This window comes from Paraburkholderia sp. GAS334, assembly GCF_050436625.1.
Lineage (GTDB): Bacteria > Pseudomonadota > Gammaproteobacteria > Burkholderiales > Burkholderiaceae > Paraburkholderia.
Genome location: NZ_JBNDMO010000006.1, coordinates 286,220 through 302,788, shown reverse-complemented (window position 1 = coordinate 302,788; position 16,569 = coordinate 286,220). Strand labels below are relative to the sequence as shown.

At 63.4% G+C, this 16,569-nt stretch carries 13 protein-coding genes; 6 read left to right on the top strand and 7 right to left on the bottom strand.

The window, feature by feature from the left end; translation table 11 throughout:
• Positions 1-28 precede the first annotated feature (28 nt).
• From rlmB to P3T21_RS14250, 4 genes are all read left to right on the top strand, one after another.
• Complete coding sequence (gene rlmB / locus P3T21_RS14265) at positions 29-778, top strand: 23S rRNA (guanosine(2251)-2'-O)-methyltransferase RlmB (RefSeq protein ID WP_429256572.1); 750 nt, start codon at positions 29-31, stop codon at positions 776-778.
• Between the two features lie 29 nt (positions 779-807).
• Positions 808-1,701, top strand: coding sequence for an N-acetylmuramoyl-L-alanine amidase (locus P3T21_RS14260; RefSeq protein WP_429256571.1), 894 nt, complete (start codon positions 808-810; stop codon positions 1,699-1,701).
• Between the two features lie 46 nt (positions 1,702-1,747).
• On the top strand, positions 1,748-2,443 hold the full coding sequence (rpiA, locus tag P3T21_RS14255) for a ribose-5-phosphate isomerase RpiA (protein WP_429256570.1): 696 nt from the start codon (positions 1,748-1,750) through the stop codon (positions 2,441-2,443).
• Between the two features lie 175 nt (positions 2,444-2,618).
• Positions 2,619-2,858: a hypothetical protein gene (locus P3T21_RS14250; protein ID WP_429256569.1), complete on the top strand. Its 240-nt coding sequence runs from the start codon at positions 2,619-2,621 to the stop codon at positions 2,856-2,858.
• A gap of 58 nt (positions 2,859-2,916) precedes the next feature.
• On the opposite strand, the gene P3T21_RS14245 is transcribed toward P3T21_RS14250, so the two are convergent.
• A complete protein-coding gene (locus tag P3T21_RS14245) occupies positions 2,917-4,170 on the bottom strand; it encodes a glycosyltransferase family 4 protein (protein WP_429256568.1) in 1,254 nt (417 codons plus the stop codon).
• Positions 4,171-4,348: 178 nt separating this feature from the next.
• Here P3T21_RS14245 and P3T21_RS14240 point away from each other — a divergent pair, with 178 nt between their 5' ends.
• Together P3T21_RS14240 and P3T21_RS14235 are read left to right on the top strand one after the other, a co-directional pair.
• Positions 4,349-5,539: a glycosyltransferase family 4 protein gene (locus tag P3T21_RS14240; RefSeq protein ID WP_429256567.1), complete on the top strand. Its 1,191-nt coding sequence runs from the start codon at positions 4,349-4,351 to the stop codon at positions 5,537-5,539.
• 191 nt (positions 5,540-5,730) lie between these two features.
• Positions 5,731-6,462, top strand: coding sequence for a class I SAM-dependent methyltransferase (locus P3T21_RS14235; RefSeq protein ID WP_429256566.1), 732 nt, complete (start codon positions 5,731-5,733; stop codon positions 6,460-6,462).
• A 215-nt stretch (positions 6,463-6,677) separates the two neighbouring features.
• Here the strand turns inward: P3T21_RS14235 and P3T21_RS14230 are convergent, their stop codons facing one another.
• The 6 genes from P3T21_RS14230 to P3T21_RS14205 all read right to left on the bottom strand — a co-directional run bounded on the left by P3T21_RS14230 (position 6,678) and on the right by P3T21_RS14205 (position 16,545).
• Positions 6,678-9,086: a polysaccharide biosynthesis tyrosine autokinase gene (locus P3T21_RS14230; protein WP_429256565.1), complete on the bottom strand. Its 2,409-nt coding sequence runs from the start codon at positions 9,084-9,086 to the stop codon at positions 6,678-6,680.
• Positions 9,087-9,107: 21 nt separating this feature from the next.
• Entirely contained in the window at positions 9,108-10,379 is a 1,272-nt protein-coding gene (locus P3T21_RS14225) for a polysaccharide biosynthesis/export family protein (RefSeq protein WP_429256564.1), read from the bottom strand.
• A 27-nt stretch (positions 10,380-10,406) separates the two neighbouring features.
• Complete coding sequence (locus tag P3T21_RS14220) at positions 10,407-11,348, bottom strand: glycosyltransferase family 2 protein (protein ID WP_429256563.1); 942 nt, start codon at positions 11,346-11,348, stop codon at positions 10,407-10,409.
• Between the two features lie 23 nt (positions 11,349-11,371).
• Positions 11,372-12,766 (bottom strand): undecaprenyl-phosphate glucose phosphotransferase, encoded by a 1,395-nt coding sequence (locus tag P3T21_RS14215; protein WP_429256562.1) that lies wholly within the window; start codon positions 12,764-12,766, stop codon positions 11,372-11,374.
• Positions 12,767-12,791: 25 nt separating this feature from the next.
• Complete coding sequence (locus tag P3T21_RS14210) at positions 12,792-13,526, bottom strand: Crp/Fnr family transcriptional regulator (protein ID WP_429256561.1); 735 nt, start codon at positions 13,524-13,526, stop codon at positions 12,792-12,794.
• 508 nt (positions 13,527-14,034) lie between these two features.
• Entirely contained in the window at positions 14,035-16,545 is a 2,511-nt protein-coding gene (locus P3T21_RS14205) for a glycosyl hydrolase 2 galactose-binding domain-containing protein (protein ID WP_429256560.1), read from the bottom strand.
• Between the last annotated feature and the right edge of the window lie 24 nt (positions 16,546-16,569).

Sequence of the window (16,569 nt, the reverse complement as noted above, 5' to 3'; positions counted from 1 at the left end):
GCTTCGCTCAATCAAAGGTTGTCCAGTCATGTCACGTCTCAAGGTTCTATACGGTTTCCACGCAGTGACCGCGCGTTTGCGGCACGACGCATCGTCGGTCGAAGAGGTCTATTACGACGCGACGCGCAAGGACCGTCGCATGACGGAGTTCCTGCATGTGGCGAAGGAAGCGGGCGCGCGTCTGATTGCCGCCGACGAAACGCGTCTGTGGGGCCTCGCGCATACGGAACGGCATCAGGGCGTCGTGGCGCGTGCGGGCGACCTGCCGCTGGCGCAGAACCTGGCGGAACTGCTTGACGGCATCAACGGGCCGGCGCTCCTGCTCGTGCTCGATGGCGTGACCGATCCGCATAACCTCGGCGCCTGTCTGCGTGTCGCCGATGCGGCTGGCGCGCATGCGGTGATCGCGCCGCGCGATCGCGCGGTTGGACTCAACGCGACGGCCGCGAAAGTGGCGAGCGGCGCGGCCGATACCGTGCCGTACATCACGGTGACCAACCTTGCACGCGCGCTGCGCGAGCTGAAAGACGCGGGCGTGTGGATTGTCGGGACATCCGGTGAAGCGTCGGCGGAACTCTATGACACGAAACTCGACGGTCCGGTCGCGATCGTGATGGGCGCCGAAGGCGAAGGCATGCGCCGTCTGACGCGCGATACGTGCGACGTCGTGATGCATATTCCGATGGCCGGCAGCGTCGAAAGCCTCAATGTTTCCGTGGCGAGCGGCGTGTGCCTGTTCGAAGCCGTGCGGCAGCGTGGGGCGCTTACTAAAACCTGATGACCTTAAGCGCCTGACTGTGCCGTGATATGAATTTCATCGACAGAAGCCGCGGGTGTCTCCTGCACCTCACACGCTTCGCGGCGCTCGGGCTGGGCGCGATCCTTCTTGCCGCCTGCACGACCACCACGATCGATCGCGGCACCTACCTCGCTGACACGCGCTGGCACGCGCAGAATGCCGACTCGCGCGTGCGATTTCTTGTGATGCACTACACGGAAATCGACGAAGCGAAGTCGCTGCGCGTGCTGACGACCGAGGGCGTCAGTGCCCATTACGTCGTTCCAGACGCACCGGACATCGAGCATGGCGAACCCGTGATCTTTCAGCTCGTGCCGGAAAACCAGCGCGCGTGGCATGCAGGCGTCAGCTACTGGCAGGGCACGACTGAACTGAACGCCGCGTCGATCGGCATCGAGAATGTCAACCTCGGACCCGTTGACACACCGCAGGGTCGCGGCTGGCAGCCGTATCCGCCGGCGCAGGTCGACGCGCTGATCCGTCTCGCGAAAGACATCGTCACGCGCTACAACATTCCGCCGACGCGCGTCGTCGGTCACAGCGATGTCGCCCCGCAACGCAAGATCGATCCCGGCCCGCTGTTTCCGTGGAAGCCGCTCTACGATGCGGGTGTCGGTGCGTGGCCGGACGCCCCGACGGTCAGCGCGCATCTTGCCGGACGCGATCCGGCCGCGCCAGTCGATGTGCTCGGCCTGCGGCGGAAGCTCGCGCGCTACGGCTACGAGATCGCGACCGACGGCGTGCTCGACGACCGCACGCGCCGGGTCTTCGCCGCGTTCCAGATGCACTTCCGTCCGCGCGACTACGCGGGCAACCCTGACGCCGAAACCGAAGCAATCGCGGAGGCGCTGCTCGACAAATACGCCGGCACCGAACTGCCGGAAACGCGGCCGGCGCCTTAGGCTTCCGCTAAACTCACGTTTTTACACCCGTCTGCCTTACTTTCCCATGACCCAGGACGAACTCAAGAAAATGGTCGGCCAGGCCGCCGCCGACTACGTGAACGCCAATGTGCCTGAAGGCTCCGTGATCGGCGTCGGCACCGGCTCGACCGCAAACTGTTTCATCGATGCACTGGCCGCGACGAAACAGCGCTATCGCGGCGCAGTGTCCAGCTCGCTCGCCACCACTGCGCGCCTGCAGTCGCACGGCATCAAGGTATTCGATCTGAACGAGATCGAATCATTGACCGTGTATGTCGACGGCGCCGACGAGATCGACGACAGCGGCGCGATGATCAAGGGCGGCGGTGGCGCGCTCACGCGCGAGAAGATCGTTGCTTCTGTGTCAGAGGTATTCGTGTGCATCGTGGACGCCAGCAAGCGCGTGGATGTACTCGGCGCCTTCCCGTTGCCGATCGAAGTGGTGCCGATGGCGCGCACCGCGATTGGCCGGCGTATCACTGCGATGGGCGGCGTGCCGGTGGTTCGCGTGCAGAAGGACGGCATGCCGTTCCTGACCGACAACGGCAACGAAATCCTCGACGTCAAGGGCCTGCGCATCAGCGACCCCCGTACGCTCGAAATGCACGTCAACGCGTGGCCTGGCGTGGTGACAGTGGGCCTCTTCGCCGGGCGTGGCGCCGATATTTGCCTGCTTGGCACGGAGACGGGCGTGGAAAAAATCGAGTACTCAAGAAGCTGAATTCGTTGCATCGCGTTGGGTCCGAAAAAGGCGCCGCACTGCACCCCGCAGGCGGCGCTTTTTTAATGTGCCCGATGTTTCTCGCGACCGCCATATGCCATCCGGCCAGTTTCGCGTGAGGAGGCGCGCAGGTACGCTTCTTCTGTCGTTATCGAAGGCAGAAAGGAGAATCCCGGTGACCATGCATCGCAATCTGAGGCGCACGCTCGATGTCGCGTACGAACGTATGAAGCGCGAGCCGTCCGCGGACATCGCTTTCACGGGTAACTATGGGCTGTGTCTTGGCGTCATCATGGGCGCGCAGGCGTGCAACGCCATGACAGAGGAAGAAGTGGCCACCGAGCGCGCACATCTGGCGATGCTGGCCGCGCTGCATGATATGAAGGCCGGTGGTTTGGGCCGCTCGCAGGTCTGACGTGCACCCGCCCCAGCGGAAGCAGGACGCGTTTCGCCGCTGCGACGCGCAACGCGCGCTACCGCGCCGCCCGCGCAATCGCCTGCGTCATCCGTGTTACGTAGGCTTCGAGCGAAAAATCGCGTTGTGCGTCGATCGTGCCCTGGCTGGCAAGGCGCTGCGCGACATCGGGCTGAAGCCGCAATGTGTCGATGGCGCTGACGATACCGTCCACGTCGCCAGGCTTCACGAGCAGACCGTTGTGGCCATCACGCACGATCTCCAGAACGCCGCCGGCCGCCGCAGCGACTACCGGGCGTCCCGCGACCATGCCTTCGATCACCACACGCCCGAGCGGTTCAGGATCGATCGACGTATGCAGGATCACGTCCATCGCTTTCATCCAGGCGGGCATGTCGTCACGAAAGCCGGCGAAATGCACACGGTCAGTCACGCCAAGTTCCTCCGCCTGCAGTCGCAGACCATCGGCGTATGCGCGTTCGCCGAAAAGCGGCGCACCGACCAGCACGAGATGCATATCGGGCAGCCGTGCAAGTGCCTGAAGCGCAATGTGCTGACCTTTCCACGGCGCGAGTCGACCGAACAGGCCGGCAAGATACGCGTTTTCCGGCAGACCAAGGCGGCGGCGCAGTGCAGCGCGATCGTCGGGGGCGTCGGCATCGACCTTGTGGAACGCGGCCGCGTCGATACCGTTAGGAATCACGGGAATACGTTCGAGCGGAATACCGGCCAGCGCGCTCAGGGTCTCGGCCGACGCGTGGGAGTTGGCCACGACCTGATCGACTACGTAACGCGAGAGCCATTTGACAACCATCAGCTGCACGCGCCCGAAATGCGCGCGCGACATGATGTCGTGCAGGAACCAGATCACGGGGCGTCGATGCAGCGGTTTGCCGAGCGCGCCCAGCACCATCGCTTTCTGTGTGTTGACGAAGAGCACGTCGAAGCGCCGTGCCTCGCGTGCGATCGCGCGTATCTGCCGCACGATGCCCGGCACGGCGGAGAGCAGGTTGAGGCGCACGGCTTCGCGGTCGAGGTTCGAGACGCGCGCATCGCTCAGCACCTTTACCCGAACGCCGGTCTCTTCGAGCCGTGTACGAAACGGGCCATCGGCAAGCAGCACGACTTCGCTGCGCGAGGTGCACGCTTCGGCCAGCGGCAGCAGCGCGAATTCGGCGCCGCCCAGCTGGCCGGTCTGATCGAGGAAGAGCACCGTCGGCGCGTGCGCGCTGTCGTACACACCGGCATCGGCGGGCAGCGATGCGCCGGCGTCGGCAGGCGGAAAACGTCGGATCAGGTCAGGAGCATTCATCGTCGTGCGCCACGGGAAAATGCGGGATCGGGCGGGCAGTGCGCGGCGCGAAAGCCGGCCGCCCGACGAGTCATCATTATTCGCAAAGCGGCGTGCCTGCTGTGTGGCCGCGCGCACGCACGGGCGCAGAACGGACGCTTACACTGGCTCCGTCTGTTTCTATCCTGGTACGGAAATCATGAAAGTCGCGATCGTGCACGACTGGCTGGTGAAGCCCGGCGGTGCGGAGAAGGTGCTCGAGCACATCATCCACTGCTTTCCGGATGCGGAGCTGTTCAGTCTCGTCGATTTTCTGGAGGACCGTGCGCCGGTTCACGGCAAGAAGGTGACGACCAGTTTCATCCAGCATCTGCCGTTCGCACGTCGTCACTATCGTGCGTATCTGCCGTTCATGCCGCTCGCTATCGAACAACTCGATCTGTCGAACTTCGATCTCGTCATTTCGAGTTCGTACGCGGTCGCGAAGGGCGTGCTTGTCGGTCCGGACCAGACCCACGTGAGCTACGTGCATTCGCCGATGCGTTACGCGTGGGACCTGCAGCATCAGTACCTGCGCGAAGCAAAGCTCACACGCGGGCCGCGATCCTGGGTGACGCGCGCGCTGCTGCACTATCTGCGCGGCTGGGATACCCATTCGACGAACGGCGTCGACCGGCTGATCGCGGGATCGCAGTTCGTCGCACGCCGTATCCAGAAGACCTATCGCCGCGACGCGGCCGTGATCGCACCGCCCGTCGATGTGAACAAATTCGATGTGTGCGCGCAGAAGGACGATTTCTATCTGACCGCGTCGCGCATGGTGCAGTACAAGCGGATGGCGATGATTGTCGAGGCGTTCAGCGCCACGCCGGATCGCCGTCTGGTGGTGCTCGGCGACGGGCCGGAGATGGCGTCGATCCGCTCGAAGGCCGGACCGAACGTGCAGATTCTCGGCTATCAGCCGTTCGAAGTATTGAAGGATTACATGCAGCGTGCGAAGGCCTTCGTGTTCGCCGCGGAGGAAGACTTCGGCCTCGTATCGGTGGAAGCGCAGGCGTGCGGAACGCCGGTTATCGCGTTCGGTAAGGGCGGCACGCTCGAAACCGTGATCCCGGTAGGCGAGGACAATCCGACGGGCGTGTATTTCGACCAGCAGACGGTACCGTCGCTGCTCGACGCACTCGATCGGTTCGACCGTCAGCGTGCGCTCATCACGCCATCCGCGTGCCGCATGAATGCCGAGCGGTTTTCGGCGGCGATCTTCCGGCACGAGTTCATGCTGGAGGTGACGCGCACGATCGCCGCAGGCGGCGCGCGCGCGCGCATCGAGGCAGCGCCTGTCGATGCATGGCCGGGCGACGCCGCGCGTCGCGGCACGTGGGGCCGCTAAACCGGCGGAACGCTGCTGCGACAGGCGCACGCAGGACGCGAGATTGAGCGTGCGTCCGCGAACAGTGCGCACGCGGCCATCCGCCAATAATGTCGACACGGTGTCGCTCGCCATCACTCGCCTGCGACGCCGTGTTTTTACTGTCGATCGAACCCGCCGCGAATGTCGGCAACCGGTGCAAGGAGCAGTCGATGCAACAGGCTACTGAGTTTTGGGACGGCTTGTTTCGCACACGCAGCGAAGACAGCAGCCGTCTCGTTGAAATGCCGGATCTCGACTGTCCGGTGTTTCGCCGCGCGGTCGAACACTTTGGTCCGTTGCGCGGCAAGACGCTGATCGATCTCGGCTGCGGCGCGGGCGCGTCGTCGCTGTTTTTCGCGTCGCTGGGCGCGAACGTGATCAGCGTCGATCTGAGCCCCCTCGCGATCGAAAACCTGAAGCGCTACTGTGCCCAGCAGAACATCGAAAATATCCGTCCGGTCGTGCTCGCGGCGCAGAACCTTGCGACGCTGCCGCCCGCCGATTGCGTGTTCGGCTCGATGATCCTGCATCACATCGAGCCGTTCGACCAGTTCGGCGCCACGTTGCGCGAAGCGATCAAGCCAGGCGGCCGGGCGTTCTTCTGGGAAAACAACGGCGCGAGCGACATGATGATGTGGTTCCGCGATAACGTCATCGGCAAATTCTGGGTGCCGAAGTACGGCGACTCCGATGAATCGCCGCTCGCGCCGCGCGAAGTGGATGAACTGCGCAAGCATTTTCGCGTGACCACCGAATTCCCGGAAATGATCTTCATCCAGATGGCCTCGACCTATCTGCTACGCGGCAAGCTGCACGGTCCTGCGCTGGCGATCGACAAGATGCTGTCTCACTTTCCCGCGCTGCGTAAATACAGCTATCGTCAGTACGTGTGCCTGTCCTGACAGCTGAACGCTGAAAGACCTTCCTGTGATGTGATGAAGCAGAACGCCGGCGCAAGCCGGCGTTCTGCTTTTGATGCGTCGCTGACACAACAAAAAAACGCGAAAAAAACGCGAAAAAAACGCCGCGCCTGTTCACACTGAAAGGCACGGCGATTCCGTCATCGAAGCGATACGCAACAGCGCCAAAGCGCCAAAGCACGCAGGCAGCAAAATCCTCAAACGTCCTTCGTTTCCGCATCAGGCGGCGTCACCGTATAAGTATGCACATACGCATAGTCATACGCGCCGTACCGTCCGCCACGCTTCACCTGCATTGCGTTCATCACGCTGCCAATGATCCGTGCGCGCGCGCGTCGCAGTTTCTTCAGCGATTCGTTGATGTCGCGTTCCGTATGCACACCCGCGCGCATCACAAGAATCGTCGAGCCGGCCACGTTAGCGACGACAGCCGCGTCAGCGACAGCCAGCAAAGGCGGCGTATCGACCAGCACAATATCGAACTCACGTTCGAGCCGATGAATCACATGCGCGAACCGCGACGACGCGAGAATCTCCGACGGGTTCGGCGGATACGCGCCCGCGCCGATGAAGTGCAGTCCGTCGACGCCGGTCGCGCGTGCCGCGGTCTCGACATCGATCTGTCCGGTCAGCAGCTCGGTCAGCCCGCCTTCAGGGGAACTGCCGAAATATTGCGCGAGCCGGCCGCGCCGGAGGTCCGCGTCGATCAACAGGACGCGGCGTCCCGATTCCGAAAGCAGCGTCGCGAGATTCGCACACAGAAAACTCTTGCCATCCGACGGCGCGGGACTCGTCAGGCAGACGATCCGGTTCGGCGCATCGACGAGACCGAATTGCAGCGCCGACCGCAGCCCGCGCAATCCTTCGACGGAGACGTCGAACGGATTCATCTTCACGAGAAGAGGGCGGGAAGGCGGATGTTCGCCGGGCAGCACCACGGTTGACTCCCGTGCCGCCGTCGATGCCGCAGTCGCGCCCGGCAGGCGCGGCATCACGCGACGCATCAGCACGGACAGACTGTTAGCGTTCGACATCGCGGGGCCCGCCAGCCGGCTCCATCCCTGCGCACGCGGCAGTGCGGCCTGCTTTCTGTCATAGGCGAGGCGGTCGGCACGCGCCTGATCCACGCTATACGAAATCGACCCGAGCACAGGCACACGGAAGCGACGCTCGACCAGATCCGGATCGGCGACGCCGGTCAGGAATTTGCGCCGCACGATCGCAAAGCCGATGCCCGCGATGATCCCAAGCATCGTGCCGCCCGAGATGATCAGCGAGGCTTTCGGTTTGACCGGCGCCGACGGCACCAGTGCTTCATCGACGATGTGCACGTTACCGACCGTGCCTGCGCGCGTGATCGACAGTTCCTGAATGCGGTTGAGCAGCGCGACGTAGACTTCCTCGGCAACCTTCGCATCGCGTTGCAGCGACAGCGCTTCACGCTCGGTGCCCGGCAATGTCTTGAAGCGGTCTTCGAAGCGCGATTTTTCGCGCCCCATTGCGGCGATCTGCGCGTCGACCGTCTGCACTTCGAGACTGTCAGCGGTGAAACGCTGCAGAAGCTGCGCGCGCTGGATTCTCAGCGAAGCAATTTCCTTTTCGTATTGGAGACCGCCTGACAGATACACCTGTGCTTCCTGGGTAGGCTGGAACGTGCCGACACGTGCCTGATACTCGGAGAGCGCTGTCTCCGAACGTTTCAGTTCGTCGCGCAGATGCGGCAGCTCGCTGTTCAGGAACGACAGCATCTTGCTCGCTTCTTCCTGCGCGCGCTCTGTCCGGTGATGCAGATACGAGAGCGCAACCGCATTCGTGATCGCCGTGATCGCTTTCGGATCGACGCCGGAGTAGGACAGCTGCACGATACCTGTATCGTGGCCTTTTTCGCTGACCTGCAGGCCGCCGGCGAGACCGAGCACGGCATCGAGCTGGTTGGAGCGCGTCACGGAAAATTCGGTGCCGGGGCGCGCGACGAGCTGCTTCACGAAAAGCGTGACGCCGCCGGCCGAAGCCGTTTCACCCGCGGCACCCGTCAGCAGAACCCGCTGGTCCGCATCGAGCAGTGTGTAGCGGCCATTGCCCTGCGCGATCAGGGTGAGCGGGACGCCTTCCAGCGCTTTCGGCACCGTGATCGAATCGACCGAAAAAATCTCGCCGCCCCACGCGTATTTCTGCATGCCGAACCATGCAGGAAGCGGTTTGCCCGGATGCGCGAAGACGTGCGATATCGCGCCGAGATACGGCATCCGCTTGTCCGAGGTCCAGAAGTTGAGCTTGAACTGTTCGACAACCGGCTCAACGACCGTCCGGCTGCGGATAATTTCGATCTCCGCGTCCGTGTGCGGCGCGCCGCCTGCTGCCGAGAGTGCCGAAATAGCCGCGGCGCTCGACGTGCTGGCATTCGGCGTTTCAACCTGGATCAATGCATCCGCGGAATAAATGTGGGTGGCCGTCTTCGCGTAGAAGACGGACATCATGATCACGGCGCCAGCGATGCCGATCACCCACCAGATCTGTTCGAAAATGATACGTATCAGATCCCGTACTACCTCTTCCTCATCGCTTCCAGGCGCGGGCGAGGGGTCAAGCATGTCGAAGGTACTCATATGAATCTCGCGTGCCGTGGATTAGGGGTGGACCAGTTCTTTGGTGAAGAAGATGGTCTGGATCGTCGGCGTCAACTGTTCGAGGAAGCGGTTAAAGCGTGCCGAACTTGCAACCTGCACGTAGACCACGTCGCGCGGCTGAAGGTCGAACCGGGTCATCAGCATGATGGCGTCGACCTGTGTCATGTCGAGCCGGTACACGAGGGGTATCAGCGCGCTGTCCTTGACGTTGGCCTTTGCCACTACGGGTACCGGTGCTGCGGCCGTCGGCTCGGTGACGGGTGCAAGCGCTGGATTGATCGCGCCGCGCACCACGTAGATGAAGCGCGGATCGCCGGTCTTCACGTCGAGCCCGTTTGCGCCCGTCAACGCGTCGGCGAGCGTCAGCTTGCCGCGGTTCATCGGCAGCGACGTCGGGTGCACGACTTCGCCGAGCACGAATACGCGGCTGTTCGAGCGGTCGGGCACGTCGACGATGTCGCCGTCTTTCAGGATGACGTTCTGCTGCGGGTCGCCGGTTTCGAGCAGCGCCGCGACGTCGACCAGGTAGCGTTTGCCATCGCGCGTGATGCCGACGTTCTGCAGATCCGCATCAGGTTGCGCGCCACCGGCACGGTTGATCGCGTCGACCACGGAAAGCGGCAGGTCCGTGATCGATTCGGCGGCGGGGCTTCGTACATTGCCCGTCATCTGAATGACCTGGCTGTTGAAGCCCGAGACGCGCACATCGAGTTGCGGATCGCGGATCGTCTTCGAGAGGCGTTGCGTCAGCAATTGCTGGATCTGCTGCGCTGTCATGCCCAGAACCTTGATGCGGCCCGCGCGCGGGAAAAATATCGTGCCGTCGTTCGCGACGCGCACGACGAGTCCACCCTCGACACCACCGGTGCTGGTGATGCCCCCGGATCCGGATCCGGGCGAGAGTGCAGCTGAACCGCCGGCATTACCCTGCGGCAACGGCGGTGGCGTGGTGCCGCCCCCTCCGCCGCCGCCCGTCAGTTCCGGATGATCCCAGACGATGACGGTGATCTGGTCGTTGATGCCGACGTGGTATGCGTAATTGTTGCGTTCCGCCTTCGTCAGGCATGTCAGCGGACACGTCGACGGTTGCGCGGCGGCGCGCTTTTCGGCGAAGTAGGCGATATCGATCGGCTTGACCGGATAGGTGTCGGCGGCATACGTCGGCTCGACGGTCTGGTCAAGACGGTTACGGTCCAGATACGGCCCCGGTGCCAGCGAACACGCTGAGAGGCTTATCAGGAGCAGGCCGGCGGATAATTTTCTGATAGTCATAGTGGTCCCTCGCGTTAGCGGGTACTGCTATTGCGCCTGGCGAATGGCTTCGCGCCAGGCTCCGCGCATCGCGCGTAATCCGACCCACCATTTACGCAGCGCGATCCTGAGACTTTCGCCGGCCAGCACCAGCGACAACGCGCGCGCAAGCCCCGGGTCCGCGCGATTGCCGATCAGCGATGCATAGACGACGAACATCCCTCTGCCAAACGGCGGCAGGTGTTCACACATGATGAGACGGAGATTGAATGAAGCGTTGTAAAACGCCGTGTCGTTGAACGTGTAGCGCTGGTCTTCGTCGCTGCGCTGCGCCGGATAATGTTCGACGAGCAGCGTCGGATCGTAGACGAGCTTCCAGCCGCGGCGCATCACGTCGAGGCAGAACGCCATTTCGCAATGCACCTGGGCGCCGCTGCCGCGCAGACGCGGGTCGAACCGCACGGGCCCGATGGCTTCCCGACGGAACGCCATGTTGACCGCTTTCAGCACCTGCACGTTGCGCGGCGCGCCGGCACCGATGTGATGATTGCCGACCGCGCGTCCATACCAGCTGACAAGGCCAACCGTCTGCTTCTCGCCGGTGAGAATACCGTTGCGTTCGTGAACGATGTCGCGGCCGCCCAGGCCGCCGAGCAGCGGATCTTTCGCAAACGCTGCGACGATACGTTCGACCCAGTCGGCGTGCGGCGCGGCGTCGTCATCGGTGAAGCAGACGAGGTCGCCGGTCGATGTCTCGATGCCGCGGTTGTACGCGGCGACCACACCAGGCTCGCGCACGAGCGCGACGCGCAGCGGTGTTCCGTCCGGCATCTTCTGGAGCGCTTCGAGCCATCGAAGTGCGTCGTGATCTTCCGTGCGTGCAACGACAACCAGCTGATCGACACGCCGCGTCTGCGCGCACAGCGCGGCAACGCAACGAGCGAGATCAGCGGTACGCCGCCACGTCGGCACGATCACGGAAACCTTCACGATGAATCCCCGGTAAAACAGAATCAATAGACGTTGTGGCCGACAAAACCTTTAAAGATCGTGATGAACACGATCCGGATGTCGAACCAGAACGACCAGTTATGTATGTAGAAGAGGTCGAACTTCACGCGCGATTCCATCTTTTCGACTTTCGTCGTCGCGCCGCGATACCCATTCACCTGGGCCCAGCCGGTGATGCCCGGCTTGATGCGGTAGCGGTGCATGTAGCCGTACACGAGATCCTTATAGAGATTGTCGTGTTCCAGCGCATGCGGCCGTGGTCCAACCACCGACATCTGGCCTCGCAACACATTGATGAACTGCGGCAGCTCGTCGAGACTCGTCTTGCGCAGCAGCGCACCGAGCCTTGTCACCCGTGCATCGTTGCGGCAGGCCTGAGTGAGCTGGCCTGCCACCTCGTCATGCACGGTCATCGAACGGAACTTGTAGATCTTGAACGGCCGGCCATCCGCACCCTTGCGCATCTGCGTGAAGAACACCGGCCCAGGCGTTGTCAGCTTGATCGCCGCGGCGATCAGCGCGAACAGCGGCGACAGCACGGTCAGCACCGCGAGCGCAAACAGACGGTCAAAAATGAGTTTTGGCCACAACTGCGGTGGCGAAATCGGCGAGGCGCTCAGATTGATTGTCGGCAGGCCGAGAATCTCGACGATCGCGCGGTCGAACAGCGAAAGACTGCGTACGTCAGGAATGAAACGCAGGTTGATGAAGTCGTCGCGAAAGAGCTTGGTGAAGCGATAGATCGTGCGTTCTTCCGAGAGCGGCAGCGCGAGCCACACTTCGTTGACTTCATCGGTGCGCGTTTTCTTCACGAACGCGTCGACATCGGTCAGCACCGGCACGTGATGCATGCGCGTGCTGGCCGCTTCGGTGTATTCGGGGTCGGCGCTCGTGTCGAGCACGAACACCGGTTTGAAGCCGGCTTCGGGCGCATGTTCGAGATGCGCGAGCAGCATGCGCACGAAGCCCGGTGTGCCCACGATCGCCACCGTGCGGTAATTCAGTCCGCGACGGCGTACGTGACGCAGCGCCAGGTGAGCGAACAGTTTTGTCGCAATGATGAGGCCGCCGGAAATCAGCGTCGACGAGCCGTACCAGAGCCGCGACACCGCATCCATCCGGTGGAGCGTGAAGACCAGCACGAGACCCAGCGCCGACGCCGCGATGAGCGCGGTCAGCACGCGTGCGAGCATCCCCGGCAGCGATTTGCCGCGCCACGTTTCGTACACGCCGAAGCTCGGGAACAGCAGCAGCACGAGCGCGCAATGAAACGCGATCAGGAGCCGTTCGGTATCGGACAGCTCGATCGGCGTCGAAAAGCGCATCCAGTGGGCGATCAGCGCGCCCGTGATGATGAAGAGCGCGTCGAGGGCGCGCGCGATGTGCTTGAAGAGCATGATAGGGCTCCCGCCGCGTCCCCGTTCAGGTCACCGCCTCGGCCTGATGCAGACGCGGCAGCAGCCGGTCGAATTCACGCTTGACGAGCCCATAGCATTCGCATGCACGCGATTCGAGCGCGTGACGGTCAAGGATGCGGATGTGGCCACGGCTGTGGTGAATCAGGCCTTCGGCATGCAGACGTCCCGCTGCTTCCGTAATGCCTTCGCGACGCACGCCGAGCATGTCGGCAATCAGCTGCTGCGTGACGGTGAGATCGTTTGATGCGACGCGATCCACTTCGATCAGGAGCCACCGGCACAGCTGCTTGCTGAGCGAGTGATGGCGGTTGCACGCTGCCGTTTGCGCGACCTGCGTGAGGAGGGCGTGCATGTAGAGCAGCATGAGGCGGCGGATCAGGTCCGAGCGCGCAAACTGTTGACGCAGACATTGCGAGGTCATGCGATATGCGAAGCCTGCACATTGAACCTGTACGCGGTTCGGCATCGTTTCGCCGCCGGTGAGGATCGGCACACCCGTCATGCCTTCGCGACCGACTGCGGCGATTTCGACGGAGCCGCCGTCTTCCATCGTGGAGAGCAGCGAGATGATCGAGCTCGTCGGGAAATACACGTGATGAATGCGCTGTCCTGAATCGCAGAGCAACTGTTCAGCACGCAGATGAACGAGCTCGAGGTGAGGCGCAATGGCCTGCCATTCGTGGGACGGCAGCGCACCCAGCAGATGATTGCCGTGCAGGTCGGATTGGAGCGTCAACATGATTTGGTCCTCGCACGAAGCCGCGTAGTGCGCGTCTTCTGTTTTTTGATCCGGCTTCTGCATTCCGTTATGGCTTCCGCCTGGCGAGCGGTGGTAGATCTGCAGTGCCGGCCCCGTATGGCCCGTTGCGCGACCGATGTAGTTGACCTCTTGTACGGTGGCGCTTGTTGTGTTGCGCTCATCTCTAAGCGAGTTGTGTGCCAGTCAGATCGAAAGCGAGTGCTGATGCGGTGCAGCGAACCACGTCATCGTCAAACGCTTCGAAAAATGACGGTTTTTGTTTCACATCTGCAAACACGTTTCGACGCGCGCACCGGCTCCGGGATGTTTTTGTACGCGCCAAGTCGTTGATCGGATTGGGTTCGCGACCTTTCTGAAAATGCGTGCGGCGCTGTAACACCCACTACACGGGGATCGCCCGAGCCGCCTCGCGGCGTGACAGAAGTGATTCAAAACTGGTTAGCTGCGCGTGAGGGCCGAGGGCTTTCGCGCGTGTGCGCAAACCTCTCTAGCCATAGAAGACGGGCGCGAGCGCGTTGATCGCGCGTAGTTCGCCCTGCGGCCTGGCGTCTGTATCGTCTGGGTTGAGTCTGATCAGTTGAATCGTTTGCGGCCGGTTCGGCGCGAGGTGAAACACATCGCGCGCGGCACGAAAGCGCGGGTCGACGACATGCACCGCGCGCGCGAAGCGGTGTGCCTCGATAACCAGCTGCCAGCCTTGCTCCGTGGGCTCGAGCGCGACTTCCATCGGGATGTCATGACGGCTTTCGACACGTCGGTCAGGCAGATGAAACGCCTCCGACAGGACCTGTCCGCCCGATGCGTCGAACAACGTAGCAATTGTTACGTCGTGCGAACGTGGACCGAAGCGATACGCGTGCGTCAAGTCGAAAAACTGGCCGAGACAGTCGGAAGCACGCAGACACTGTGTGCTTCGCGCCGACAGTTCAACCGCTACGGTTGCCGATGCAACCTTCTGCACGCCGGCGCGCAGACTCACGATTTCCAGTTGCGCCTTGAGCGCAGTGTCCGTCTCATTGATGAGATGAAGGTCGAGGCCGTCGAGGCCTTCGTCGGTGATCAGCAGTTGCACCGGTTGCAACGTGCGGGCGAGAGCGTGCCATACGCTTTTCGGGCGGCCGGTGGCATCGACGATGCCCCAGCCCGCGCCTGCGCGCAGATCCTGGAACTGCCACACCAGCGCGCCACGGCACGACGCGCCATGCCGGCGCCACTCCGCGAACACGTCGGTCATGACCTCCGCGACGACTGCGCGCGACAGGTCCAGATAGCGTTGCGGGTCTTCATAGCGCAGCCGCGCGGGCTCGACGCCATAGAGCGTGTGCAGGTAATGGTCGCGCACGTCGTCGAAGTCCCAGCCGGAGCCAGGATCGCGCGGCACCGCGGCCTTCCAGCGCGGATCGTGCTGCTGGATCGTGCCGAGTGCATTGTGCAGCGTGGCATCGTCGGGGACGTTGGCCAACGCGAGGCACTCGGCGGCGAAGCGCACCTGAGCGCGCCGCGCGTCGTCGAGCGGGCGCATGTAGGCGCCGACGCCGTAGTAGTGCGTCACGCCGCGACGCGTCGAAAACGGCCACGTGCCGCCCGACGGCGAGTTGACGACATAAGGCACGTCGGGCCTTTCGGCCGCGACGATGGCGGGCAGGCGCTCCGTGAAGAGCGGTTGCGCGCGCAAGGCCGGCGGCAGACCGAACATCGCGGCCTGCTGGTCGACTTCGCTGCCGCCGCACAGCACGGCAAGCGAAGCAAAGCGGCGCGTGCGGGCAAGGAACTGGCTCGCTTCACGCGTCGTCTGACTGGTAAACGATTCATCGGTCGGATAATCGAAATTCGCGAACGCAAAGTCCTGCCAGATCAGGATGCCGAACCGGTCAGCGAGTGCGTAGAACGCATCCGACTCATACACCATCGTGCCGCCGACGCGCAGCATGTTCATGCCTGCGTCACGGGCAAGCGCAAACGCGTGTTCGAGTTGCGCCGGTGTGCCGGCAAGCGTGACGAGATCCGCTGTCGTCCAGCACGCGCCCCGGCAAAACACGGGAACGCCGTTCACGATCAGCCCGAACCCTTCGCCGTCGGCGCCACGATCGACTTCGATCGTGCGGAAGCCGACGCGCCCGAGCCCGATCGACGCAGGAACGTCGCCGAGCTTCAGGGCGACGTCGTAGAGGCTCGCCACGCCGTGCGTATGCGGCCACCATCGGTTGGCATTGGGAACGCGCAGCGAGCCCGTCAGCGTGCGTTTATCGCGCCAGGCGAGCGTCGCATCGACGCCACCGCACGTGAGTTGCGCGGCAGGCATCGAAATCTGCTCATCGATGAAGGTCAGCGTGAGCGAAACGACGCCATTGTTGCCCTCCACCCGGCTCGACAGGTCGACGGTATCGAACGCGTGAGGCGAGCCGCCGAGCAGCTCGACGGGCCGCCACGGGCCGGCCGCCTGCAGCGGCGGACACCAGCCCGGCATATGTCCGAGGAGCGTCGTGCGGACGTTGCGCAGCGTCGGCGGACTGACGAGCCGCGGTCGCCAGCGGGCGCGCGAACGGCGCGCCTCGAGCGCGGGCGTGATCGAGCGGAAGCACAGCGCGAGCGCGGCCGTGCCGTTGAGTTCGATATCGATATCGTGCGCTTCGAACATCGAGTCCGAGCGCAGGATCAGCGTGCCATCGAGCCACACTTCGGTGATCGAGGCGAGGCCGTGCAGGCGCAGACGCCGGTGGCCATGGCCGGACAGCGCGACACGGTACCAGTGATCGTCGTACGCGAAGCGCGGCGGATGGCCGGCGTTCAGACGGCCCGCCGCGCGCCACGCGGACGCTACAGTGCCGGGCACGTCAGCGGCCAGCCAGCCTTCGTTCGGGCAGTCGGCGGGCGTCGCGCACGCGCCTGAGGGTGTGGTCACGCAATGCCAGCCCGACGAAAGCGCGAGCGGCCAGACCTGCGCGACATTGTCGTCGGGACGCGTCATCAGGTCCCGCAGATCAGGCGGCGCCCGCATGGCTGGCTCGCGTGATGCACGCGC